Raw genomic sequence first — 24,394 nt, forward strand, 5'->3', positions numbered from 1 at the left:
TTCTGAAGCTGCTGTCTTAAATGAAACCGCCACGCTTCTTTCTGGTGCGTTTGGCTGTGGTCTTCTTCTCGGTCTCAGGCAATTTGAGCATCTTGCGGCGCTCTTTACGCTCAAAACGAAGCTCCTGCTTTTTGGCATTAACTGCTGACTTCACATCAGACTTAACCTCAGTTTTCCAGGTCTTCATATCTGCAGCCACTTGCCTGATATCTTCTTCAGAACCAAGCTTCATGCTCATGGCTTTTTTCAACAGGCCTGATTCAAACTCCAGCTCGTTCTTGGTTTTGGTGAACGCTGTTATCTGCTTCTGAGCCTGCTTGATGATGCCATCAATTTTGTCGCAGAGAAGCTCTGACTTTGATTTGACTTTTTTACGGTTCATTTCGCAGGAAACAGGCATTGTCCAACAACTCCAGTCTTGGATTCTAAATAGGTTATCGTGTGTCGTGTTCGGCTCTTTAACCACAGTTATGCTCATAGCCTTGAAAGGCAGTAAAGTGGCTGGCCTAATGGCACATGACTTTGATAACGGGGGGAGGGTAAGAGAAATGACAGAAAAATGTCAGATTCGCTTTCAGGAATACACAACAGCGTCAGAGCATAAAATTGCCCATGTGACTCTGGATGCCCAGAGCAGTCTGAATGCTCTGACTCTGGATATGATTGATACCTTGTATGAACAGCTGCTGCAGTGGAAGAGCGATAAAAGCATTGCTGTACTCCTGCTCGACGGGGCAGGGGAGAAGGCGTTCTGTGCCGGTGGCGATATTCGTCAGTTACACAGGTCTGTGATTGAGAATGATTTTGGTGTCAACCCTTATGGCGAAGCTTTCTTCTCCCGTGAGTATCAGTTGGACTATCTGATTCACACCTACCCTAAACCCGTGCTGTGCTGGGGGAGTGGCATAGTGATGGGAGGGGGGATAGGTTTGATGGCCGGTGCTTCTCACCGTGTGGTCACACCGTCCTCCAAACTGGCTATGCCGGAAGTCTCCATCGGGTTATTCCCCGATGTGGGTGGAAGCTGGATTCTTGGGCGAATGCCTGGGCGCATTGGGCTGTTTCTGGGGTTAACAGGTACACGGATAAATGCAGCTGATGCGTTGTTCTGTGGGATGGCTGACCGCTACCTCGACAGTACGTCCCTGCCGCAGGTTCTGGAGGCTCTGCAGGGCGCACACTGGAGCCATGATGACAGAGGCAACCATATACGGCTGTCGGGCTTGTTGCGTTCCCTGGAGGAGGATCAGGCGCTTGAGCTTCCAGAATCTTCTCTGCAAAAAAACTTCTCTGCCATTCAGCAAGTCACGGATGCAGACACACCACAAGAAGTATTGGCCGGTATCCGACGTCAGAACGGTGAATGGTGGCAGAGGGCAGGAGACTCCCTTGAGAAAGGGTGTCCATTAACAGCCGGTCTGGTGTTTGAGCAGTTGGCTCGCTCCCGGCACTTGTCTCTCGCTGATGTGTTCCGCATGGAGCTGAATATGGCGGTGAACTGCCTGCGTGGACCGAACTTTGCAGAAGGTGTTCGGGCACTGCTGTTAGAGCGGGGGAGTCAGCCGTCCTGGAGACCGGCCAGCCTTGAACAGGTTAATGATGCTGACTTGCGGCCTTATTTCCACTCTCTCTGGAGTGATGAGGAGCACCCCCTTGTGAATTTGTAAGGGGAGCACTTTTTTGTGATCCAACTACATATTTTTTGACCTTTATCTCTTTGCGGGGAAGTGGCTTCTTATACAATATGCCTATTTCCCCACAACTCTGCCCGTGGTGTCGATGTTAGGACAGATCAAAGCGATAGTGCCCGGAAGGTCTATTTGGTTCCGCTTTTTCGTTATTTTATCCGCTCTTTTGCTGGTTGTTTTTCTCAGAGCCCCTGAGTCTGACAGGCCTCTTAAGGTAGCGTACTTCAATGGTTTCGAAAACGAATATGTTGCAGATCAGGGAGCTTCGCTGGCCAATATGCGCAGCTTCTGGAGCGCGTGGAGCAGCAAGTATGGGCAGGCTGTTACTCTTCAGGGGTTCAGTAGCTCTGCTGAAGCAAGAGCAGCGGTTATCTCAGGGCACAGTGATATTCAAACCAGTTTCTGTGAGGGGGACTCCTGCGAAGGGCTGACGCCACTGGCAAACATTCCTCTTGGGCTGTTTCGTGGAAAAGGTATTAAAAGTGACCAGCCCATGCCGGGAGAACCCGTGGCTGTGTGGAAAGGTACTCTGGCAGCTTTATGGGCGAAGAAGCATCATCCCGAGTGGCAGCTGGAAGAGATTACCGATACCAATGGTCTGAGCCGCAAAATCCAGAAAAAAGATATACGCTGGCTGTTCGCCTTTGAGACTCCAGTGCAGGATTATCTGGATGTTCTGGGCATGGCATCCGAGTTTGAAAAAATCGATCTTGAGCATCCGGTCGTTTACTACGCGGCCTATATCCCTGAGCAAAAGTTGGATTTAGTTGACACTTTGAGACTCTTTTCCAGTCACTCACTTCTGAACTGGGGAGATAATATTGCTGCTACCAAAGCAAAAACAACACTGACGCCCCAGCAGAAAAAAACACCCCTGATTATTGCTGTTGATAATGATATGCCCCCACTGTCGTTTTCAAATACGCTGGGGGAGCCCAGTGGTCTCTTTGTTGAGATTTGGCGAAACTGGTCAGTAAAAACGGGTATCCCCATTATCCTGAAGAGCGCAGCCCCCTATGACAATTTACAGGCACTGGAAAACGGTACGATTGATATCTATGGCACCATGTCCAGAGCCAAGGGAAAATGGGGAAACCTGAAACTGCTCGATTCCAATTATCTGGTTTCCTCAACCTTCTATTACCGTAAAGACGCTGGTCCTATTGGTAATATTGCAACCCTCAAAAATCAAAGGGTGGGCGTTGTTCGAGGTAGCGCTCAAGAGGATTATGTAAAAAGCTATTTCAAGGAATCTCAGGTTATTCTGTTTGGGTCGAATCTGGATATGATTCGGGCACTGTCCAGTGGTTCCATTCGTACATTTGTGGCAGAAGAGGTAGCGATTGCGCACCTTCTGAAACAATCATCCCTCAATAGAACGATTGTTCCGGTTGATAACAACCAGCTTCGTGAAGTAATCAGCCCGGCTATTCGAAAAGATCGTGAGGAGCTTGACCCTCTGGTTATAAAGGGGCTTCAGCAGTTTACTTATGATGAGCTGATGGGCCTTGAATCTCGCTGGATTAAGGAATACCAGTACCGCTATTTCAGAGAGTCCGATACAACGTTGAAACTGACGGATCAAGAGAAACGTTGGCTGGCTCAGAATCCCGTTATTCCGGTTATGCTGAGTGCCAACCTTCCTCCTCTGGCTTTTATCGGGGATGACGGGCAGATGGAAGGTATTGCCATTGATTACCTGAATATTATTGAGCAGCGTTTAGGCGTGCGCTTCTCGTTTCAGGTCATTGATGACTGGGAGAGTAGCAAGAAGCAGCTGATGCAGGAGAGCGTTGCTATTGCTCCCATTCTGAAAGTGGAAACAACAGCACCACCTCCTGAAAACATTCGTTACTCAGGGCCTTTGCAAAATATCCCAACGGTTGTGGTTACTCGCAAGACCTATCAGCCATCCTCTATAGGAGACGGCTTCAGGGGGGCAAGTATGGGCTTTATGAAAGGCTTTGGAACGAAGGATTACTTTTCCAGTGTTTATCCTGATTTGACGCTGGAAGAAATGGATACAGCTGAACAGGGTATGACCCAGGTTGCAGAAGGAACTCTGGACGCTTTTGTGACCAATCTTGCTACAGCAAAATACCTGATTGATCGCCTGGATCTTACCAACCTGATGGTGATCGATGAAGCTGGTATACGGCATAACCTGAAAATAGCATCCCGCGCCGATAATACTCTGCTGAATCTGGTTATGAATAAGGCACTGGCCAGTATATCCCGGGAAAAGGCCCTTGAGATAGAAGAGCACTGGATCAATCTTAACAACCCTACACTGACGTTGCCGCCTGGTGCGTTGGCTGCTATCACTTTTGTTCTCGCAATCCTGATTATGTTTGTGTACTGGAACAGAAAGCTGTTCCGTGAGATTGCCGAGCGCCAGCGAGTGGAAGCCATGCTCCGTACCAGAGCAGAAAATGACCGCATTCTCAGCTCTATTACACGTCAGTTTATGGATTGCTCTCTTGATGAGGCGGTTTACGAATCTTTGGAAACATTGACCGCGTTCCAAAACTCACTCTATAGCTGGGTGGTTATAGCTAACGCCGATGGGCCGAAGCCATCTGTGCCCTGGGTCGGAGGCTTTCAGGCGTCTGGCATGGAGAACATTGGCCTGTTACAGGCGCTGACCAGTTCTGACTATCACGACCTGTATAACACGCCACTGCTTGGCAGTGTGATACAGGTCAAGCTATCGCAACTGGAAGATGAATACCCCGTCTTTTCTCAAGTGATGCAGGGATTGGGTGCACAATCGGTTATCCATGTTCCCATGTTGCAGGCTGGTAAAGTGGTTGGCTTTTTGGGGCAGGTCTGTACCTATGATCGAGTATGGGGCACTGATGAAACCATGCTTATGCGGCGTGTGGGTGAGTTGGTGGCCATTAACTATTCCCGTAAGCAGGCAGAAGAGGCTTTGCGCTCCAGTGAAGAGCGTTATCAGCTGGCTATGGAGGCGGCAACCGATGGTTTGTGGGACTGGGACTTGTCGAAAAACCGCATCTACTACAGTGCCCGCTATATGGAGATGCTGGGTTATAAAGCCGGGGATATTCAGGATACGGAATCAGCCTGGCGACGGATGATTCATCCTTCCGATAAGTCAGCCACGATCCAGTATATTGAACGGGTTTTTCGTTCCAGTGATCTGCCCTTCCAGATAGTGTTTCGTCTGCGTTGCAAAAATGGCAGCTACGCCACTGTTCGCATGAAGGGTAAGGTGATTGGACGGGATGAAAATGAAGTTCCGGTACGCGCTATTGGCACCATCATCGACATTACTGAACAGCGGGAGTGGGAAAGGGAGTTAGCGATGGCTCGTTTCTCTCTGGATCGCTGTGGTGACCATATTCACTGGTTACGTGAGGATGGCAGCCACAAATATGCCAATGGCTCTGCGGCTCTGGCTCTGGGCTATTCCCGCCAGGAACTTTTGGGTAAGACTATTCTGGATATCAATCCGGATATGAGTGCTGATAGCTGGAAAGAGTTTTGGGGGCAGCTCAAAGATATGGGCATCTGCACTTACGAAACCTACAGAAAAACCCATGATGGTTCTGTTTTTCCAGTAGAGATAACTGCGAACTATATGGAGTATGAGGGCGAAGGCTTTATGTTCGCCACCGGGCGTAACATATCGGAACGTAAAGCCCAGGAAGAAGCCCTGCGCAACGCCAAAGATGAGGCGGACAAGGCCAGCCATGCCAAGAGTGAGTTTCTGGCCAATATGAGCCATGAAATCCGCACGCCCATGAATGCGATTATTGGCATGAGCCAGCTCACTCTGGAAACGGAACTTGACCCTGTTCAGAAAGATTATGTTTCCAAAGTCTCCAATGCCGCTGAAATTCTGTTGGGTATCATTAACGATATTCTCGATTTTTCCAAAATTGAAGCCGGGAAACTGGAACTGGAGAAAGCACCGTTTTACCTGCCCAAGGTATTGGAAAATATTGAGGATATGGTGTCCATCCAGGCTCGTAACAAAGGGGTCGGATTCTATATCCACTGTGATGACAACGTACCGCAGTGGTTGGAAGGGGACTCCCTGCGTTTAGGGCAGATTCTGTTGAACCTGATTTTTAACGGTATCAAGTTCACCTTTGCGGGGGCCGTTCATGTTGATATTAAGGTTATTCCCACCTGTAACATGACAGAGGATGGCAGGCCGGAACCTGACGGTGTTGCCCTCTACTTCGCTGTACGGGATACCGGTATTGGGATCTCTCCTGACAAACTACCTGCCCTGTTTGACTCTTTCTCTCAGGTGGATAGCTCTACAACCCGCCGCTTTGGGGGAACAGGGTTAGGGCTGACTATCTGTAAGCGTCTGGTGGCGCTGATGGGCGGAACCATTCGCGTTGAATCCACGCTGGGGCAGGGTAGCTGCTTCCTTTTTGATGTGTTGCTGAAAAAAACGGAGGCACCAGCAGTTATTGAGAAACCCCAGAGACTGGGGTCCATAAAGCTGGTGGAGGGTCATAACCGGATTCTTCTGGCAGAAGATAATGTGGTGAACCAGCAGGTTGCTCTGGCGCTTCTTGGCAAAATTGGTGCTGATGTTTCGGTGGTTGATAATGGCCGTCTGGCGGTGGAAAAAATCTCCGAGGAAGAGTTTGATCTGGTGTTTATGGATATCCAGATGCCGGAGATGGATGGTTACCGTGCGGCTCGAGCTGTACGTCAATTACCAGATAGATTGCACTTGCCAGTCGTTGCTATGACTGCTCACGCCATGGCAGAGGATCGCAATCGTTGTATCGCAGCCGGTATGAACGACCACATCTCCAAGCCCCTTGTTGTTGAACATTTGCACAGTGTGCTGGCCAAATATCTTCCTGTCGTCACGAATGACGTGGTTGCTCCCGCTCCTGCCAAACAGGCAAAAGCCGTTGCCAGTGGTTTGCCTGAGATTTCGGGTGTCAGCATAAGAAAAGGGCTGAAACACTTGATGGGTGATGAGAAGCTTTATCGTCAGTTGTTATTCCGGTTCAGGCAGGATAATCAGGAGATGGGAGATTCTGTTCGTAAAGCACTGGTTATGGGCGATCTCCATGAACTACGTTTCCTCGCCCATACCGTGAAAGGTGTTGCAGGTAATCTGGGCATGGAGGTGCTGGAGTCTATTGCCTCAACAGTAGAGCGTTTAGCCAGCCAGGAACGTAAGGATGAGCTGGGTGAACCCGTTGAAAAACTGGTGGGCACTCTTGGGGACATTCTATCTGGCCTTCAGGCGCTTTCTGATCCTGACGACGACTCATATTCAGATGGCAATAACAATGGGGAAGGGAGTGCAGGGTCAAGTGCTGACAAGATCGCTCTTCTCAAACAGCTTCAAAGCCAGCTTCTGGAAGGTGACTTTGAAGCTTCGGAAACATTTACTTCTTTAAAACAGGTTTTGACGGATCAGGCCTACAAAACACACCTGAAGAGCATTCAGGAGCATATTGAACGGTTCGACTATGACGCTGCCGCCAGGGCGGTTGAAGAGCTGGAGGGTTCTCAGGCAGAACCGGCGTAACCGGTTTTGCCTGCACACTTAATCTTCGACGTCGTAGGGAAGGCTTTGCAGGTACAGTGGAGTGTTGGTTTCGGCCAGTGTCATAGCGGATTCAATATCATCCTTGCGAACCACAGCCATTAACTCAACCGTGTTTGAGGCCGGGGATGCGAGAGCCGATACAAGATTTCCGCTTTTGTTCCCTGCTTCGTTATTGATCACTGAGCCAATGGCAGGTACGTTCTGCCCCTCAAGAGTGAAACGATAGAGCCGGCTTTTCAGCTTGCCCAGATACTTCATACGGGCCACGATTTCCTGACCGGTGTAGCAACCTTTATTGAAGGAAACACCGTTTACAGCCTGCCAGTTGAGGTGCTGAGGAATCCACTCTTCCCGAGAGGCTTCAGTCACCCAGGCGATGCCATCTTTAATATCAGCCAGCTGCCAGTGGGTTGTTGGAACCGCAGTAGCCTTTTCTGAAAGCTTTTCCCAAACGGCCTCGGCCTGTTCAGGCTTGATCCACAGTTCAAAACGCTGGCTGTGGTCTGAGGCGACAAAAGCCAATCCTGCGTCCCCTTCAATGACCGCAGAGTCGGTCGGTTGCTCACCAAAAACACTGGCAATCAGGGGGGCAGCACCTTTACCGCCAAGCCCCATACGCACCCAGCTTTCACTCACGTTCTCAATAGATACTGTACGGAAGAACATGGCGTACTTTTTCAGATGCTGGTGCAGAACTTCGCTTTGGTCTGCAGGCAGGCTCAGAATCAGATCATCGTTATGGGCGATGGTACGAAAGTTCGCCACCATGCGCCCCTTAGGGGTGCAACAGGCCCCGTAAACGGTCTGGTTATTTTCCAGTTTAACGACATCGCATGTCAGCTGCCCCTGAAGAAATTTTTTGCTCTCCTGGCCGGAGAAGGATAAAAGATGCTGGTGATCCAGCCTGGTCAGATAGGGTTGTGATCCGCTGCTCATTTTTTCAACGTCAATGATTCTGAGGAATGATAGAGCCATGATAGAGGATTTTGCTAACTGTAAGTACCCGGACCATTGCTTTCGCATAGTCTGACGGCGTCTTTTTCCGCCCTTGCTGCGTCACAGCTCTGGTCACGTTGCGGGCTACGCTCCCGACGTTGTTCCTTGAAGAGCGAAAAAATTCACTCGCCACCATTATGCGAAAGCAATGGTCCGGGTACTTAAATAGAAGTTGAGAAGCCCTTGAGGTCGAAGGCCCCCCTCCTATAATGAGGCCACATAATAAAATCCTGCTACAGGAATTGCAGATGACACATTCAACAGAACACACAACACAACACAATCGCCCTTCTCAGGAGGAGATGAATCGTCTGTTCTGGCACAGCCGTCGTGGCATGCTGGAGCTGGATGTCTTGCTGGTTCCCTTCTCTCGCGAGGTGTATCCCGAGCTGAGTGCTGATGAGAAGATCACCTACAATACCCTGCTGTCTTGTGAAGATGCAGATTTATTTGTCTGGTTTATGGAAAAGGAAACCCCTGAACAGCCTGAGCTGGCCGCAATGGTTTCCATGATTCTTGAGCGTGCCCGCTCTCTGTCTCCTGTTCATTGAAGGGCGGAACTCTGGATATACAACTGGGCCGGTCTGCCGTCTGGCTGAGGCTGGCCTCGTGTGTTCACCTCTTTGCAGCTTTTATTCCTCTCTTTTCTTCGGTTGGCCTGCTGACTATTGCCTTATGGCCAGCAATTGGTTTTTCCTTTTTCTATTTGTGGCGCCGTGATTATGTGCGAAATGCTTCTTCGTCTGTCCGATCTCTGCGTTTTTCTGAAGGTGAATGGACGCTGCAGGGGTCTTCAGAAGAGTGCTCTGGACAGTGGCTGGAGGCAGAACTGACAGGAGAGCGGCTAATAACGCCTTTTCTTACTGTTCTCTCATTTCAGGTTCAGATTGATGGGAAGAAACGGTACAGACGGGTGGTTATTTTTCGTGATGCTGTTGCCCCGGAGCCTTTTCGAAGGCTCCGGGTGCACCTGCTTCTTGGGGGCTCTTAAGCGTCAGGTGTGAGAACCGTATCGGATACAGCAGGCAACTTCTCGGGGTAATCGAGAGTGTAATGCAGGCCTCGGGATTCTTTGCGCGTCAAAGCACTTTCAATAATGAGTTCGGCCACTTGGGCAAGGTTTCTAAGCTCCACAAAGTCGTTGCTGATTTGGTGGTTGCTGTAGAACTCATCAATCTCCTTTTGTAACAGGGTGATACGGTGTTTTGCCCGAAGCAGACGTTTACTTGTGCGCACAATGCCTACGTAATCCCACATGAAGCGGCGTAGTTCGTCCCAGTTGTGGCTGATGACCACATCTTCGTCGGAATCGGTCACCCGGCTGGCATCCCAGGCTGGGATAGAGACATCTTCCAGAGGCTCCCCAAGACGGGATTCAATATAACTTGCTGCCGAACGGGCATACACCAGGCACTCCAGAAGAGAGTTGCTGGCTAAACGGTTTGCACCATGCAGTCCGGTGTGGCTGGTTTCCCCAATGGCGTAGAGTTGATCCACATCCGTGCGACCTTCGTGATTGACCAGCAATCCACCACAGGTGTAGTGGGCAGCGGGTACAACGGGGATCGGCTCTTTGGTGATGTCGATACCAATCTCTTTGCAGCGATTGTAGATGGCCGGGAAGTGCTCCTTAATAAATAATGCTGGTTTGTGACTGATATCCAGATACACACAGTCTATCCCCAGGCGCTTCATCTCATGGTCGATAGCCCGGGCAACAATGTCTCGCGGTGCCAGTTCAGCACGCTCGTCAAAGTGATGCATAAACCGCGTACCATCGGGTAATAGCAGGCGACCACCTTCCCCGCGCACGGATTCAGAAATCAGGAAAGAACGGTCATTCGGATGATACAGGCAGGTTGGGTGGAACTGATTGAATTCCATATTGGCCACGCGGCAACCCGCACGCCAGCCCATGGCAATGCCATCACCTGATGCACTGTCTTCATTGCTGGTATACAGGTAAGCTTTGCTGGAACCGCCCGTTGCAAGAATTACAGATTTTGCCCGGAACAGATTGACGGTATCGCGGTCAATATCCAGTACGTAAGCCCCAAGGCACTTGTTAAGGCCTGGTATGCCCAGTTTACGGGTGGTCACAAGGTCGATGGCAAGATGACCTTCATACAAATCAATCGATGGATGATCTTTGGTGCTTTGTAGCAGGGTATTGCCGATGGCCAGGCCCGTGGTATCGGCAGCATGAATAATGCGCCGCTGACTGTGGCCCCCTTCTCGGGTGAGATGGTAGTCCTCATTGTCGCCATTTCGGGTGAAGGGGACACCCTTATCAATCATCCATTGAATGGCCGCCGGGCCGTTTTGAACTGTGAAGCGAACGGCTGGCTCCTGACATAAACCGGCGCCAGCATTTAATGTGTCGCTCACATGTTGATCAACAGAGTCCTGACCAGTAAGTACTGCGGCAACACCACCCTGTGCTCGCCAGGTGGCGCCGGTTTCCATGGTACGTTTACTGATAACGGCAACTCTGGCGTTTTCTGCCAGATGCAGGGCCAATGTTAATCCCGCTGCGCCGCTGCCAATAATCAGGGCGTCGTAATGAAGTTCCTGCTGCCGGTTGGACGGCTTGGAATGAGGTCGCATCGTGTGTGGTGGCATAGATAGATGTGCTATCGAAAAGTTGTGCAGGGATGCATAATGTTTTTGCTAGAGTGAATCTTAAGGCAGAGATGTATAAGAAGAAATGACTACGGTTAGTAAATCATCGTAATTTTGTATTTTATGCATGACATTTTGTCGGGATAGCTTCACCACAGGCGCACAGAAACCAGATGCCTGCCACCGGAATTTCACAAATTTGAAAAAAATGAATCAAACCATGGAACTTTTTGTTAGCTCTACTGTCTACTGTGTTAGATCGGGGAGAATAGTTTTTGGCTTAGGCTTGATAACTGGCCAAAAACGTTGAGGGCAGCAGCATATGGCAGATGCACCTGAAACCGATCAGCAGCTGGTTGAACGGGTTCGCAAGGGGGACAAACGTGCATTCGACCTTCTTGTTATTAAATACCAGCACAAGATACTTGGTCTTGTAGGCAGTTACGTCCACGACTTTCAAGAAGTTCAGGACGTGACTCAGGAAGCTTTCATCAAGGCTTACCGGGCTATGGGGCAGTTTCGTGGCGATAGCGCGTTCTATACATGGCTGTACAGAATCGCAATCAATACGGCGAAAAATCACCTGGTGTCCAAGGGCAGAAGACCCCCGGATACGGATGTAGATGTTTACGACGCAGAGTCTTACGACAATACATACCCCCTGAAGGATCTCGAAACACCCGAGAACAACCTTCAGAAAAATCAGGTAGAAAAAGCCATTTTCGGGGTGATCAAAACCCTGCCGGATGAATTAAGAACGGCAGTCACCCTGAGGGAATTTGAAGGCCTGAGCTATGAAGAGATTGCTCAGGTTATGGATTGCCCGGTTGGAACAGTGCGTTCTCGAATATTCCGGGCGCGGGAAGCGATAGACAGGGTCATTAAACCTCTGCTCAACCGCACCGCCTAACGATTTTGTCTGGCCTTTTTTAGGGGCTGCTGGGGGATGAGTGAAACTGACAATAACCAGTGAGGTGTCCTATGAGTGATACCAGCAAAAAGACCCAACAGCATCTGCGTGAATCTCTCTCCGCGCTGATGGATGGTGAAGCCAATGAACTCGAAATGCACCGTGTGCTCGAGCAGCTTGGCGAGGATCGGGACCTCAAGGACGCGGCTTTAGGCTATCAGCGTATCGGCGAAACTATTCGCAACGAAACGAATCAATTTTCCGGCATAGATCTGTCTGCTTCTATCAGTGCAGCGATTGCGGATGAACCAACTCCAGAAGTGGAAGCGGCTCCGGCAATGCCTTCTCCGGCGAATAATCAGCGCCATGGGTGGTTTGCCAACCTTGGGCGTTTGGCTGTGGCAGCCTCCGTTGCTGCGGCAACCGTGGTAGGGGTTCAAACCTGGAATGTGGCCAATCGTAATGATGCTGATGCAGGTTCTGCCCAGCTGGCAGCGATTACGGCACCAGCAACAGTGCAGGACTCTGTGCAGGTGGCTCACAATGTACCTTCCGGTAATCTGCCATCGGCTGATATGTTTGGTGCCCGTGGCCTGCAGGCCGGCTTTGGTACCAGCCAGCCCGGTATGACGCCAGAGCAAATGAATCAGGCGCGGGTATACGCAGATCGTATCGCCCAGAGCCGGTTCCGGGCCTATATGCTGGAGCATGCTGAGCAGACAACAGGCAGTGAAGGGCGTGGTATCATGCCTTTCGTGCGAGCTGCCAGCTTTGAAATCACCCCGAGAGCTTCTGAATAAGAAGCTCTCGGGCGTTTAAAGAATTGCAATTACCATCACATAAACTGTGAATGGGCTGAATAGAGACGTTTATGGGTAAGAGTATGGGTAAAGGACAACTCGGCTGGACTGGATGCTCACCCCTTTTCGTAATGGTGGCTGTAGCGGCTCTCAGTGTCAGTCTTCTCTTTGTTTCTCCGGTAAGCCATGCGGACTCCAAGAATGAGGCGACCGTTACTCGCACTGTTCCTGCACTGGCCACTCCCGCTGACTGGTTAATGAAAATGGTATCTGCCCCTGACAGGCTTACCTATCAGGGTATTTTTATTTATGAGAATGCTGCTGGTCTGATGACCTTTCAGGTTGCCCATAGCCCGATTGATAAAGTGCAACACGAGCGATTAATCTATCAGGATGGTCCTTATCAGGAGATAATCCGTAAAGGGGATCAGGTCGCCTTTATCCGTGCTGACGGTGCCATTAACCGCTTTTACTCCGAAGGCATGAGTGGCCTTGTGGAGCGTATTGCTAACTTCCAGAATGATCTTCGCGGCTCTTATCGTTTGCTGTTTGGTGGCGAGGATAGGGTGGCTGGGCGAAAAGCTTTGCGCATCGATGTTCAGCCGCGGGATCATCACCGTTACGCTTACGCCCTCTGGCTGGACCAGGAAACCGGCTTTATGCTGCGTTCAGAGATGATGGGCGAAAAAGGTATTGTTCTTGAGCGCCTGCAGTATGCTGATTTTGAGTTGGTGAAAGAGTTGCCCAAGGGTAAACTGGCACCTTCCCGTGCCGTTAACTGGGTGAAGAAAGAGGCACCGGCTAATGCCAGGCGTCCTGCGGACGACGCTCCCACAGTCTGGGATGCAGGCTGGATTCCATCTGGCTTTGAAGTTGCGGGGTTCAACCGTATTGACAGTCCTGTCTCTAAGAAAAAAGTGGATAGCGTACTTTACAGTGATGGTTTGTCTGCTTTCTCTGTTTTTGTAGAAGAAGATGAATCCAAAGTGCTGGGGCCTGCGTCTGAGCAGATAGGCGCGACGTCCGCTGTTTCCCGTATCTTTCGCCGAGGGGAAACCTATTATAATGTCACAGTTATTGGTGAAGTGCCCCTGGGGACTGCTGAGCGCGTGGCTGTATCAGTCAAACCTCAAGGCACGGCTGAATAATAAAAGACCGAGTGGGTTGGTAGATTTTACATCATGATTGAAGAACGTGGTCGTATAGTCAAAGTTGATGATGGCTTTGTCTGGGTAGAAACTCTTCGAAAAAGCACCTGCGGCAGCTGTCAGGCAAAAAACAGCTGTGGTGAGGGAATTCTCAATCGTCTCAAACCTTTCCGCAATCATGCCTATATCCGGGCCAGTAACCGCTATCCGGTTGCTGAGGGTGATGAAGTGACCATCGCGCTGCCGGAAGAGGCTGTAGTCTCCGCTTCACTTCTTGTTTACCTTTTTCCTCTCTTGCTGCTTCTGTCTGGTGCTGTTATTGGTGCCGGTCTGGAATTGGCAGAACCTCTCGTCATAGTGCTCAGTCTGACAGGTCTGTTGTCGGGGTTTGGTCTCGTGCGTTGGTGGACAGCTCGCGAAAAAACCGAAGGGCAATATCAGCCGCAGGTATTGCGTTGGCATGTGCCGTTGGCTGCTTCGGAAAACCCCTGATTCGCAGCGCTGAAAGACATAACCCTTAATTTCTAAAAATCCTCATAGCGTTTTACTTACGGGAAATGACATTCATGACTCAAAATGGATTTCACCTGATGCAAAAACAAGCCAGAACATTATTGTTCCCTATAGCTCTGGCATTGTTTGGTATGTTGTTGCTGGCAGCAAAACCAGCCGCGGCAAGTTCTCTTCCTGATTTCTCGACACTGGCGGAGAAGGCCTCTCCGGCTGTTGTAAATATCAGTACCATGACCAAACCCCGCCGTGAGCGCGGGCAGATGTACGGCCCTTACGGTGACGAACTGCCGGAAATCCTGCGCCGCTACTTTGGTTTTCAGATTCCGGATGACCGTGGTGGAAATGGTGGTCCACCATCTCGCAGTGAAGCTCAGCCACAGTCTCTGGGTTCTGGCTTTATCATCTCCAAAGACGGTTATGTGCTGACCAATAATCATGTAGTAGATGGCGCTGATGAGATTATTGTGCGTCTGAACGACCGCAGCGAATACAAAGCCAAGCTGGTGGGTGCGGATAAAAAGTCCGACCTTGCTCTGCTTAAAGTGGAAGGAAAGAATCTTCCTGCGGTCAAAGTCGGTGATTCTGACATACTCAAACCTGGCCAGTGGGTGTTTGCCATTGGTTCTCCGTTCGGCTTTGACTATTCCGTGACCAAGGGGATTATCAGTGCTTTGAACCGCAGCCTGCCAACAGAAAGCTACGTACCCTTCATTCAGACCGATGTGCCTATTAACCCTGGTAATTCCGGTGGTCCGCTGTTGAATATGGACGGTGAGGTCATTGGCATTAACTCACAGATTTATACCCGTTCTGGTGGCTTTATGGGGCTATCTTTTGCGATCCCCATTGATGACGCGATGGATGTTGCCAATCAGCTGAAGAAAAACGGACAGGTAAGTCGTGGCTGGCTGGGCGTGATGATTCAAGACATTGACCGCAATCTGGCAGAGTCCTTTGGCCTGAAACGTCCCCACGGTGCTCTGCTGAGTCAGGTGCTGAAAGACGGCCCTGCTGCTAAAGCCGGCTTGGAAGCGGGAGACATTATCACTCGTTTCAATGGACGTGAAATCAAGTTCTCCAGTGATCTGCCTATTGCCGTTGGCCGCGCTCCTGTAGGTGAAAAGGTTGATGTCGTGCTGATGCGACGTGGCAAGGAAAAGACTATCAGTGTCACAGTGGGTGAGCTGCCTGATGAGAAAGGTCGTACATCCACAGGTGCTGTGCGCATGGATAACCGCCTGGGTGTCTCTGTGAGTAATCTGGACGACAGTGTTCGCTCCCGCCTTGGTCTGGAAGACTCTGTAAAAGGAGTTGTGGTAACAGAGGTAGGCAATGGAGTAGGTCGCGCTTACGGTCTGCGTGCCGGTGATGTGATTACCCATATCAATCATGAGGAAATCGTGACTGCTGAGGCTTATCAGAACATCACCCGTGAACTGCCGGTGAATAAAACCATTTCCATGCGCCTGGTGCGCAGGGGAGTGCCGGGCTTCATTACCTTCCGTTTGTCTGAGTAACACTATCAATGGGGCGCTGGTCACGAGCGCTCCCGATAGCGGCATTCCGGCAAATACGGTAAACTTCAGATCATATTACTGTTTACATTACCCAACCCGCAGCTTTGCTGCGGGTTGGTCTGTTAAGGGGAGAGCCGTTATCTATGCTCTGGCGCCCCGAAAATAAACCGGAGATTGCCTTGCCCGAATGGAGCAAGCGCTGAGTGACTGACGGTGAGTGACCTGAAAAATATTCGTAACTTTTCCATTATTGCCCACATCGATCATGGTAAATCGACCCTGGCAGACCGCTTTATTCAAGATTGTGGTGGTCTCAGTGATCGTGAAATGCAGGCTCAGGTTCTGGACTCCATGGAGCTTGAGCGTGAGCGTGGTATCACCATCAAAGCCCAGAGTGTGACTCTGGAATACAAAGCCAATGATGGTGAAACCTATCAGCTGAATTTTATCGACACCCCAGGACACGTGGACTTTTCCTATGAAGTCTCCCGCTCTCTGGCTGCCTGCGAAGGCGCGCTGCTGGTGGTTGACGCGGCTCAGGGCGTAGAAGCTCAGTCCGTAGCCAACTGCTATACCGCCATTGAACAGGGCCTGGAAGTTATGCCGGTTCTGAACAAGATGGACCTGCCTCAGGCAGAACCAGACCGTGTTGCTCAGGAGATTGAAGAGATCATTGGTATTGATGCCATGGATGCTGTTCAGTGCTCTGCCAAAAGTGGTCTGGGTGTGAAAGATGTCCTGGAGCGTTTGATCAACACTGTTCCTGCGCCAGAAGGTAATCGCGATGGCGAACTGCAGGCGCTGATTATCGACTCCTGGTTTGATAACTACCTCGGCATTGTCTCTCTGGTACGCGTAATGAACGGCGTACTGAAGAAGGGTGACAAGATGTTTGTGAAGTCCACCAGGGAAGTTCATCAGGTGGATGATATCGGTATCTTCACACCTAAGCGTGAATCCACAGGCATTTTGCAGGCGGGTGAAGTCGGTTATGTCGTCGCTGGCATCAAGGACATTCACGGTGCACCGGTGGGCGACACCCTGACTCATGCCAAAACTCAGGATGTGGATGCGCTGCCCGGTTTCCAGACTGTGAAACCTCAGGTATACGCCGGTCTGTTCCCTGTCAGCTCAGATGACTTTGAGAACTTCCGCGAAGCGCTGGAAAAACTCAGCCTGAATGATGCCTCTCTGTTCTACGAGCCAGAATCCAGTGATGCACTGGGCTTCGGCTTCCGTTGTGGCTTCCTGGGCATGCTCCACATGGAGATTATTCAGGAACGTCTGGAGCGAGAATATGATCTGGATCTGATCACCACTGCGCCAACAGTTATTTATCAGGTGCTGATGAAAAATGGTGATCTGGTTGAGGTTGATAACCCGTCACGTTTGCCGGACCCTGCTGGTATTGATGAAATTCGTGAGCCTATTGTGCGGGCGAATATTCTGGTACCACAGGATTATCTGGGTAACGTGATCACCCTGTGTGTGGACAAGCGCGGCATTCAGAAGGATATGCAGTTCACCGGTGGTCAGGTATCCCTGACTTACGACTTGCCTATGAGCGAAGTGGTACTGGATTTCTTCGATCGCCTGAAATCTGTAAGCCGCGGTTTTGCATCTTTGGACTATAGTTTTGATCGCTTCGAAGCCGCACGTATGGTGCGTATGGATATCCTGATCAACGGTGAGAAGGTAGATGCTCTGGCGCTCATCCTTCACAAGGACAACTCCCACAGTCGTGGTAGAGACCTGACTGCAAAGATGAAGGAAATCATTCCTCGCCAAATGTTCGACGTAGCGATTCAGGCCGCTCTGGGTGGTCAGGTTGTTGCCAGAACCACGGTCAAGGCGCTGCGTAAGAATGTAACCGCGAAATGCTACGGTGGTGACGTTTCCCGTAAACGTAAACTGCTGGAAAAGCAGAAAGCTGGTAAGAAGCGTATGAAGCAGGTTGGCCGTGTGGAGATTCCACAGGATGCCTTCCTTGCCGTTTTGAAAGTGGATAAATAACACTGATCCTGCTGGCCTGTATCGTTATTGTTGAAAATACAGGTCAGTATGAGAAAAAGGGCATAACGAAACGTGATGGATTTAAACTTTCCTTTGATCCTGGTGGTGCTGGTTTTTGCCACTGGTCTGGTGGCTTTAGCCGATCGGCTGGTGCTGGCTCCACGCCGTCGGCTGGCGGTGTCTCAGTACCGCAGCCGCGTGGACGAACCGGATACGTCCACTATCGATGATCTGAAACGGGAGCCGGTCTGGGTGGAATCATCCAAATCTGTATTTCCTGTTCTGTTATTGGTTCTGGTTTTGCGCTCTTTTCTCTACGAGCCCTTCCAGATCCCATCGGGCTCTATGTTGCCAACCCTGGAGGTGGGTGACTTTATCCTGGTGAACAAGCATTCCTATGGTCTGCGTTTGCCGGTTGTGGGCACCAAAATCTTCTCTGTAAATGATCCGCAGCGCGGCGATGTGATGGTATTCAAGGAGCCTGCAAATCCGAATATCAATTTCATTAAGCGTGTGATTGGTTTGCCCGGTGACACCATTCGCTACATGAATAAAACTCTTACTGTGAATGGCGAACGAGTACCTGAGAGCTTTGTAGCAGAACGCCTGGACGATTATGACCCTCGCTTTGGCGGTCGTCCGGTTTATCGTATTTATGATGAAACCATTGGCGGTGTTACCCATGAAATCCGCAAAGATATGATGATTCCCAATCGCCGTGCAGAAGGTGAGTGGGTTGTTCCTGAAGGAAAATACTTCGTGATGGGAGACAACCGGGATCGCAGTAACGACAGCCGCTTCTGGGGCTTTGTACCCGACGAAAATGTTGTAGGCAAAGCGGTGTATATCTGGATGCACTGGCCCAGCTGGACGGATATTCCGAACTTCCGTAACAATGGCCCTGTACAATAAACTGACCCTAAGTACCCGGACCAATGGTTTGGGTACGTCTTGATCCAGTGACATCTCTGCAGGAATCATTGTATGTTCAGGTAAACAGCTGACAACGAGGGTTTTATGAAAGGAAAACAGTCACAGTGTGGCGCTTCGGCTTTCGGGTTCCTGTGCTATACACTGGCAGGGGTGTTCACAATAATGGTGCTTTACAAAATTTTGCCCGCTTATCTGGAGAACTATTCCGTTAAGTCCATTATTAGCTCACTGGATGATCGGTCAGATATTCATGATGCCCGTGTAAGGGATGTCCGAGGCTGGATCAATAAAGGGTTTCTTATCAATGGTATTCGGGATATTCCCGAGGATGCCATAAAGGTGCGCAAGAAAGGAGACTTTCTTGTGGCCGATGTAAACTACGAACGTCGTGTTGATCTTATATCCAACATTGACATTGTCATCACTTTTGAGAACAGCTGGAAAATCAAACAGCAGTGAAATCTTCGTTAGACAAGCTGGAACGTAAACTCGGTTATAGTTTCAAAGACCCCGAGCTTGCTGTTCTGGCGTTAACTCACCGCAGCTATGGCGGCCGTAATAATGAGCGTCTGGAGTTCCTTGGAGACTCCATCGTTAACTTTCTGATTGCTGAAGACCTGTTTCAGCGTTTTCCTGAGGCTCGCGAAGGGCAGCTAAGTCGTCTGCGTGCACGCATGGTGCGTGGTCAGACACTGGCCGAACTGGCCCGTGAGTTTGGCTTGGGCGATTTTCTTTTACTCGGTTCCGGTGAACTGAAGAGCGGCGGTTTCCGTCGTGAATCCATTCTTGCTGATGTTGTTGAGGCGCTGCTGGGAGCCATTTACCTGGATTCTGGTATGGATGCCTGCCGTGAACGGGTTCAGACTTGGTACGCCTCTCGTCTGAGTACTCTCTCAGTTACGGATCAGCACAATAAGGATCCAAAAACACGTCTGCAGGAACACCTTCAGTCCCGTCAGCAAAAGCTGCCCGACTACGAGCTTCTCAGCATTGAAGGCAAGGCCCATGCGCAAACCTTCAGGGTGTGCTGCCATGTCGAAGGCCTTGCCGATAGTGAAGGTAAAGGAAGCAGTCGTCGTATTGCGGAACAGCAATCAGCCCTGAAAGCACTGATCTCTCTGGGTGTAGAGGTGGAAGCATGATTGAACAGGCAGTTTCTCAGGGACGTTGTGGTTATGTGGCCATCATCGGTCGCCCTAATGTTGGAAAGTCCACTCTGCTGAACCGTATTCTCGGCCAGAAGCTGAGCATTACCTCTCGTAAGCCGCAAACCACCCGCCACCAGATCCACGGCATCAAAACCGAAGGGGATGTGCAGGCAATTTATGTGGATACCCCAGGTATGCACCTGGGTGCAGAAAAAGCTATTAACCGCTACATGAACCGAGCTGCTACATCGTCTCTGGCTGATGTGGATGTCATTGTTTTTCTGGTTGATCGCCTGCGTTGGACAGAAGAAGACGAAATGGTTCTTGAGAAGATCAAGAACGCCCGTGCACCGGTGATTCTGGTGGTCAACAAGGTTGATCGTCTGAACGAGAAGGAAGACTTGATCCCCTGGCTGGATAGCCTGTCTCGTAAGATGGACTTCGCCCACATTGTACCAATGGCTGCCAAGAACGGTCATAACGTAGATCGTCTGGAGCGTCTGGTTCACGGCTTCCTGCCTGAAAGTGTGCACTTCTTTGGCGATGACCAGATCACTGACCGCAGCTCCCGCTTCCTCGCCGCTGAGCTGGTGCGTGAGAAGGTGATGCGTCAGCTGGGTGATGAGCTGCCATACCAGATCACCGTTGAGATCGAAGAGTTCAAGGATGTAGAAGGTGTTCTCCATATCGGAGCCCTGCTGTTGGTCGAACGTCAAGGGCAGAAGAAAATCGTGATCGGTGATAAAGGCTCCCGCCTCAAGACTATTGGCCGGGATGCTCGCCTGGACATGGAAAAGCTGTTCGACAGCAAGGTGATGCTGAACCTGTGGGTTAAGGTGCGCAGCGGCTGGTCTGACGACGAGCGTGCACTGGCCAGCCTTGGCTACAACGACCTCGCCTGATTGGTCCTATCTATGGCAGAACTCACACAGGGAGTGAAACGTGCTGGCGCGTTCCGTTGATCTTCAACCTGTCTGGGTTCTGCATACCCGCCCTTTTAAAGAAACCAGCCTGCTGGTAGACCTGCTCACCTGGGATCATGGCAAAGTCTCTGTGGTTGCCAACGGTGCCAGAGGTTCGGCCAGCAAACGTGGCAAACCCCGCCGAGGGCAACTTCTGCAGCCTTTTGCGGAACTGCTTGTGGGGTGGTCTGGAAAAACCGAATTAAAAAACTTGAAAGCCCTTGAACAGCAGCGGGTGCATGCACTGACCGGCCAGAGGCTGTTCAGCGGCCTCTATGCCAACGAGTTGCTCCAGCGGCTGCTGCAGCCATGGCAGCCCGTGGATGGCGTTCCTGAGCTATATCAGTGGCTTCTGGAGCATCTTGCCAGCGATACCTCCCTTGAATCTGTTCTGCGTCTGTTTGAAAAGCAGCTTCTGGATTGTCTGGGTTATGGTTTGCCACTGGGTTTTGCGGCAGGCTCTGGTGGCGTTATGAGTCCTGATGCCAGCTACCGTTATGATCCTGAAAATGGTTTCTGGCCGTTGGGAAAACCTCCGGCTGGCCCGGTATTTAACTGCTTTTCTGGAAAAACACTGCTTGAGCTGGCGGATGGGCAGGTTTCCGAAGAATCCTTGCCGGAATTGAAACGTTTGATGCGAATGGCAATCCAACCCTTGCTGGGGGAGAAGCCGTTACAGAGCCGTGAGCTGTTTCGGCAGTTTAAATAGCTTGCGCCTTACCGATGCTTTGCGTGTACGGTGGGGGTTAATACGATATTTTGTGTGTCTGTAGTACGAATTAAAGACGAGTAAACCATGATCCCCATTAACAGAATCCTCCTCGGCGTAAATATTGATCACATTGCCACCCTGCGCCAGGCACGAGGCACCAACTATCCCGACCCTGTAAAAGCTGCACTTGATGCAGAAGAGGCGGGCGCCGACGGTATTACTCTGCACCTGCGCGAAGATCGCCGCCATATTCAGGATCACGATGTGTATCGCCTGAAAGATCTGCTGCAAACCCGCATGAATCTGGAAATGGCGGTGACTGAGGAAATGCTCGCTATCGCCGAAGAGGTGAAGCCTTCTCACGTTTGCCTGGTACCAGAGAAACGAGAAGAGTTGACTACGGAAGGTGGGCTGGATGTAGCTGGTCAGGAAGGCCGCATCCGTGCGGCCTGCGAGCGAATGGCGGCTGTGGGTGTGAAAGTGTCCCTGTTTATTGATGCGGACCCGGAGCAGATCAAAGCCTCCGCTCGCTGTGGTGCACCTTTTGTTGAGCTGCACACCGGTGGTTATGCGGATGCGGAAAGCGATGAAGAGCGCAACGCCGAACTGCAGCGTATCCGTGACGGCGTAGCGCTGGGTATTGAGGAAGGTCTGATTGTGAATGCCGGTCATGGCCTGAACTACCAGAACGTAGAGCCTGTTGCTGCCATTCCCGGCATCCGCGAGTTGAATATTGGTCATGCCATTATGGGGCGTGCGATGTTTACTGGCCTGCCAGAGGCTGTCCGTGAAATGCGCACTCTGATGCTGGATGCCGCCCGTAATCAGCAGGTTGCCCAGTGATTGCGGGTATCGGAACAGATATTACCTCTGTTGCCAGAATCGAAAAGGCGCTGGCTCGCTCCGGTGAGCGTTTTGCCCGCCGCATTCTGACAGAGAGCGAATATCTGATCTTTGAGCGCAGAAATCGATCTGCGCTCTACCTCGCCAGCCGCTTTGCTGCAAAAGAGGCTGCCTCCAAGGCTTTGGGAACGGGTATTGGGAAAGTCTCATTCCAGGATCTGGAAGTGAGTAATCTGGAGTCCGGTGCTCCGGTACTTGCTTTGAAAGGGCCGGCTCTTGAACTGCAAAAACAGAAGGGTATCACCCGCGTGCATATCAGTCTCTCCGATGAGACTGATTATGCGCAGGCTTTTGTAGTGCTGGAGGTGTAACGTCCTCCCTCTTGTTTATTCGGGGGAGGGCTCAGTAATGGAAATAATTAAAAGGGCGCGTCTTCCTCGACGCCTTCTTCAACGGTCACTGTGGCTTTGGTTTCCCAACCAGCGGCTTCTTTCTCTTCTTCCCCCCCCATCACCGTGATCAGCTCTTTTAGAAATTCACCCAGAGTGCCTGCCATCAGGGTAAAGTCCGCATCGTAGCGGCTGGCCTCATCTTCAGCATTCAGAGCTTCTGATTGTTCCTGCAGGGTGTCGGTGAACTTCACTCGACGAATCAGGAAGTCGTCACCTACGATACAGGACAGTGCTTCATTCCAGTGGATAGCGAGCTTGCTCACCTGCATGCCGGTGTTCAGGTGGTTAATTATTTCATCCGCCAGCACATCATGGTGCTTGCAGCGAATGGTTCCGCCATCTTCTCCCAGGTCTTTCAGTTCGCACTCGTCTCCCAGTGTCATGGAACTGGGCAGGGTGGCGGCGTGCTGTTCCAGCCATTGGGTCATAGTAGCTGCGGGGGACTGTTTCAGGGCGGGTGGTACAACGGGCAGGGAGCCCAGAGAGCTGCGCAGAGTGCTGGTGAGTTCTTCGGCTTTGCGGAAGCTGCTGGCATCCACAATCAGCCATCCACCCCGTGTATCTATATAAGCACGGGTGATGTTGGAGCGGGTAAATGCCCGAGGCAGCAGATCGAGGGTGGTTTCGTCTTTAATCTGGTCTTTTTCCTTTTTGAAAACTTTTCGGCCCTGCTCAGCTTCAATGTGTTCTACCTTTTGATTCACGGCATCTTTGACAACACTGGCGGGAAGAATGCGCTCTTCCTTTTTTGCTGACAGACTCAGGAAACTGCCGCTCTGATGAACCAGTGTATCGCCACCAGGTACGGGGGATATCCAGCCGTAGGAGGACAACTCAGTTTTACCGCAGGGGCGGAAAGGCTGATGACTCAGTCCTTCTTCCAGCAGCTCTGCAGTGATGTCGGTGTCTTGGCTGAAACGGTAAAGAACCAGGTTTTTAAACCACATAAAGGTGCTCCTGCAGAAAGTGTTTCGTGAATGCTATGACATTGTTGTTGCCCAGTTTGGCAGGGTCGCGTTCCAAGCACCACCGTTTCTCTAAGTCAGACGACAGCGGCAAAGCACCGTCTGACATGCATACCCTATATAAGTTGCGGAAATAACAGGGGTATTCCTATTGCACATCATGCAGAATGCTGCTTATAATGCGCGCCGTCTTCACACGGCAGATCACGCAAATAAGCGGCTCTGCTGAAACGACAAGGGTGATTAGCTCAGCTGGGAGAGCATCTGCCTTACAAGCAGAGGGTCGGCGGTTCGATCCCGTCATCACCCACCAATTTTAGCGATTTTACAGGCTTGTTAAGCAAATACGTGAAATTGCGAATATGCGGACCGGTAGTTCAGTTGGTTAGAATGCCGGCCTGTCACGCCGGAGGTCGCGGGTTCGAGTCCCGTCCGGTCCGCCATTTATTATGCTGTTTTTCTTCAGTGATAAATAAGTGTTGGTTGTGAGGATTAGCTGGATCATCCGCTGAAAGGGTGATCTGGTAAAGCGCTTTGTTTTTTGTATAATGCGCATCCCGATTGGCTTTTCTTAAGTCTTTCGAGTTTGGGTGATTAGCTCAGCTGGGAGAGCAT

General features: G+C 50.8%; 21 protein-coding genes and 2 tRNA genes. 19 read left to right on the forward strand and 4 right to left on the reverse strand.

All coding sequences use genetic code 11. From position 1 onward, the window contains the following. Window positions 1–16: 16 nt before the first annotated feature. Complete coding sequence (locus tag E1189_RS14090; protein WP_155160967.1) at window positions 17–400, reverse strand: hypothetical protein; 384 nt, start codon at window positions 398–400, stop codon at window positions 17–19. A gap of 148 nt (window positions 401–548) precedes the next feature. On the opposite strand from E1189_RS14090, the gene E1189_RS14095 reads away from it, so the two are divergent. Both E1189_RS14095 and E1189_RS14100 read left to right on the forward strand, forming a co-directional pair. Further along, window positions 549–1,667 (forward strand): enoyl-CoA hydratase/isomerase family protein, encoded by a 1,119-nt coding sequence (locus E1189_RS14095; RefSeq protein ID WP_155160968.1) that lies wholly within the window; start codon window positions 549–551, stop codon window positions 1,665–1,667. Between the two features lie 112 nt (window positions 1,668–1,779). Then, window positions 1,780–7,224: a PAS domain S-box protein gene (locus tag E1189_RS14100; protein ID WP_155160969.1), complete on the forward strand. Its 5,445-nt coding sequence runs from the start codon at window positions 1,780–1,782 to the stop codon at window positions 7,222–7,224. An 18-nt stretch (window positions 7,225–7,242) separates the two neighbouring features. Here the strand turns inward: E1189_RS14100 and ygfZ are convergent, their stop codons facing one another. Further along, window positions 7,243–8,181: a CAF17-like 4Fe-4S cluster assembly/insertion protein YgfZ gene (gene ygfZ / locus E1189_RS14105; RefSeq protein ID WP_196221437.1), complete on the reverse strand. Its 939-nt coding sequence runs from the start codon at window positions 8,179–8,181 to the stop codon at window positions 7,243–7,245. Between the two features lie 308 nt (window positions 8,182–8,489). On the opposite strand from ygfZ, the gene E1189_RS14110 reads away from it, so the two are divergent. Continuing rightward, the gene (locus E1189_RS14110) at window positions 8,490–8,792 is read left to right on the forward strand and encodes an FAD assembly factor SdhE (RefSeq protein ID WP_155160971.1); all 303 of its coding nucleotides are present in this window, start codon (window positions 8,490–8,492) and stop codon (window positions 8,790–8,792) included. Then, the gene (locus tag E1189_RS26275; protein ID WP_408014740.1) at window positions 8,789–9,232 is read left to right on the forward strand and encodes a protein YgfX; all 444 of its coding nucleotides are present in this window, start codon (window positions 8,789–8,791) and stop codon (window positions 9,230–9,232) included. The genes E1189_RS14110 and E1189_RS26275 overlap by 4 nt, the downstream gene beginning before the upstream one ends. On the opposite strand, the gene nadB is transcribed toward E1189_RS26275, so the two are convergent. After that, window positions 9,229–10,863, reverse strand: a complete 1,635-nt coding sequence (gene nadB, locus E1189_RS14115; protein WP_230460401.1) for an L-aspartate oxidase — start codon at window positions 10,861–10,863, stop codon at window positions 9,229–9,231. The two genes, E1189_RS26275 and nadB, sit on opposite strands and share 4 nt — an antisense overlap. A gap of 322 nt (window positions 10,864–11,185) precedes the next feature. Between nadB and rpoE the strand changes: the two genes are divergently transcribed. The 13 genes from rpoE to acpS all read left to right on the forward strand — a co-directional run bounded on the left by rpoE (window position 11,186) and on the right by acpS (window position 22,733). Further along, complete coding sequence (gene rpoE / locus E1189_RS14120) at window positions 11,186–11,773, forward strand: RNA polymerase sigma factor RpoE (protein ID WP_155160972.1); 588 nt, start codon at window positions 11,186–11,188, stop codon at window positions 11,771–11,773. A 71-nt stretch (window positions 11,774–11,844) separates the two neighbouring features. Further along, a complete protein-coding gene (locus tag E1189_RS14125; RefSeq protein ID WP_155160973.1) occupies window positions 11,845–12,573 on the forward strand; it encodes a sigma-E factor negative regulatory protein in 729 nt (242 codons plus the stop codon). A gap of 71 nt (window positions 12,574–12,644) precedes the next feature. After that, window positions 12,645–13,721: a MucB/RseB C-terminal domain-containing protein gene (locus E1189_RS14130; protein WP_155160974.1), complete on the forward strand. Its 1,077-nt coding sequence runs from the start codon at window positions 12,645–12,647 to the stop codon at window positions 13,719–13,721. A 33-nt stretch (window positions 13,722–13,754) separates the two neighbouring features. After that, window positions 13,755–14,213, forward strand: coding sequence for a SoxR reducing system RseC family protein (locus tag E1189_RS14135; protein WP_155160975.1), 459 nt, complete (start codon window positions 13,755–13,757; stop codon window positions 14,211–14,213). Between the two features lie 74 nt (window positions 14,214–14,287). Beyond that, entirely contained in the window at window positions 14,288–15,751 is a 1,464-nt protein-coding gene (locus E1189_RS14140) for a DegQ family serine endoprotease (RefSeq protein WP_329602043.1), read from the forward strand. 213 nt (window positions 15,752–15,964) lie between these two features. Beyond that, complete coding sequence (gene lepA, locus E1189_RS14145) at window positions 15,965–17,764, forward strand: translation elongation factor 4 (RefSeq protein WP_329602044.1); 1,800 nt, start codon at window positions 15,965–15,967, stop codon at window positions 17,762–17,764. Between the two features lie 75 nt (window positions 17,765–17,839). Continuing rightward, window positions 17,840–18,676 carry a signal peptidase I gene (gene lepB, locus E1189_RS14150; protein WP_155160977.1) on the forward strand — a complete coding sequence of 279 codons (837 nt, stop codon included), beginning with the start codon at window positions 17,840–17,842 and terminating at the stop codon, window positions 18,674–18,676. Between the two features lie 105 nt (window positions 18,677–18,781). Beyond that, window positions 18,782–19,156, forward strand: coding sequence for a DUF4845 domain-containing protein (locus E1189_RS14155; RefSeq protein WP_155160978.1), 375 nt, complete (start codon window positions 18,782–18,784; stop codon window positions 19,154–19,156). After that, window positions 19,153–19,839, forward strand: a complete 687-nt coding sequence (gene rnc / locus E1189_RS14160; RefSeq protein ID WP_329602045.1) for a ribonuclease III — start codon at window positions 19,153–19,155, stop codon at window positions 19,837–19,839. The genes E1189_RS14155 and rnc overlap by 4 nt, the downstream gene beginning before the upstream one ends. Then, a complete protein-coding gene (era, locus tag E1189_RS14165) occupies window positions 19,836–20,747 on the forward strand; it encodes a GTPase Era (RefSeq protein WP_155160980.1) in 912 nt (303 codons plus the stop codon). Before rnc ends, era begins: the two co-directional genes overlap by 4 nt. A gap of 40 nt (window positions 20,748–20,787) precedes the next feature. Then, window positions 20,788–21,516: a DNA repair protein RecO gene (recO, locus tag E1189_RS14170; protein ID WP_155160981.1), complete on the forward strand. Its 729-nt coding sequence runs from the start codon at window positions 20,788–20,790 to the stop codon at window positions 21,514–21,516. Window positions 21,517–21,603: 87 nt separating this feature from the next. Continuing rightward, window positions 21,604–22,362 (forward strand): pyridoxine 5'-phosphate synthase, encoded by a 759-nt coding sequence (gene pdxJ, locus E1189_RS14175; protein ID WP_155160982.1) that lies wholly within the window; start codon window positions 21,604–21,606, stop codon window positions 22,360–22,362. Next, the gene (gene acpS, locus E1189_RS14180; RefSeq protein WP_329602046.1) at window positions 22,359–22,733 is read left to right on the forward strand and encodes a holo-ACP synthase; all 375 of its coding nucleotides are present in this window, start codon (window positions 22,359–22,361) and stop codon (window positions 22,731–22,733) included. The genes pdxJ and acpS overlap by 4 nt, the downstream gene beginning before the upstream one ends. Before the next feature lie 47 nt (window positions 22,734–22,780). Here acpS and rdgC read toward each other — a convergent pair whose 3' ends face one another. Beyond that, entirely contained in the window at window positions 22,781–23,761 is a 981-nt protein-coding gene (gene rdgC, locus E1189_RS14185) for a recombination-associated protein RdgC (protein ID WP_155160983.1), read from the reverse strand. A gap of 255 nt (window positions 23,762–24,016) precedes the next feature. On the opposite strand from rdgC, the gene E1189_RS14190 reads away from it, so the two are divergent. Both E1189_RS14190 and E1189_RS14195 read left to right on the forward strand, forming a co-directional pair. Further along, window positions 24,017–24,092: transfer RNA gene (locus E1189_RS14190), tRNA-Val, on the forward strand. 53 nt (window positions 24,093–24,145) lie between these two features. Next, window positions 24,146–24,222, forward strand: a tRNA-Asp gene (locus E1189_RS14195). Window positions 24,223–24,394 lie beyond the last annotated feature (172 nt).

It is taken from the genome of Parendozoicomonas verongulae, from assembly GCF_009711465.1.
GTDB lineage: Bacteria > Pseudomonadota > Gammaproteobacteria > Pseudomonadales > Endozoicomonadaceae > Sansalvadorimonas > Sansalvadorimonas verongulae.

Coding starts and splice junctions, on each gene's coding strand:
- E1189_RS14090 (WP_155160967.1), bottom strand. CDS start 400: ATGCCTGTTTCCTGCGAAATGAACCGTAAAAAAGTCAAATCAAAGTCA.
- E1189_RS14095 (WP_155160968.1), top strand. CDS start 549: ATGACAGAAAAATGTCAGATTCGCTTTCAGGAATACACAACAGCGTCA.
- E1189_RS14100 (WP_155160969.1), top strand. CDS start 1,780: ATGTTAGGACAGATCAAAGCGATAGTGCCCGGAAGGTCTATTTGGTTC.
- ygfZ (WP_196221437.1), bottom strand. CDS start 8,181: ATGAGCAGCGGATCACAACCCTATCTGACCAGGCTGGATCACCAGCAT.
- E1189_RS14110 (WP_155160971.1), top strand. CDS start 8,490: ATGACACATTCAACAGAACACACAACACAACACAATCGCCCTTCTCAG.
- nadB (WP_230460401.1), bottom strand. CDS start 10,863: ATGCCACCACACACGATGCGACCTCATTCCAAGCCGTCCAACCGGCAG.
- rpoE (WP_155160972.1), top strand. CDS start 11,186: ATGGCAGATGCACCTGAAACCGATCAGCAGCTGGTTGAACGGGTTCGC.
- E1189_RS14125 (WP_155160973.1), top strand. CDS start 11,845: ATGAGTGATACCAGCAAAAAGACCCAACAGCATCTGCGTGAATCTCTC.
- E1189_RS14130 (WP_155160974.1), top strand. CDS start 12,645: ATGGGTAAGAGTATGGGTAAAGGACAACTCGGCTGGACTGGATGCTCA.
- E1189_RS14135 (WP_155160975.1), top strand. CDS start 13,755: ATGATTGAAGAACGTGGTCGTATAGTCAAAGTTGATGATGGCTTTGTC.
- E1189_RS14140 (WP_329602043.1), top strand. CDS start 14,288: ATGACTCAAAATGGATTTCACCTGATGCAAAAACAAGCCAGAACATTA.
- lepB (WP_155160977.1), top strand. CDS start 17,840: ATGGATTTAAACTTTCCTTTGATCCTGGTGGTGCTGGTTTTTGCCACT.
- E1189_RS14155 (WP_155160978.1), top strand. CDS start 18,782: ATGAAAGGAAAACAGTCACAGTGTGGCGCTTCGGCTTTCGGGTTCCTG.
- era (WP_155160980.1), top strand. CDS start 19,836: ATGATTGAACAGGCAGTTTCTCAGGGACGTTGTGGTTATGTGGCCATC.
- pdxJ (WP_155160982.1), top strand. CDS start 21,604: ATGATCCCCATTAACAGAATCCTCCTCGGCGTAAATATTGATCACATT.
- rdgC (WP_155160983.1), bottom strand. CDS start 23,761: ATGTGGTTTAAAAACCTGGTTCTTTACCGTTTCAGCCAAGACACCGAC.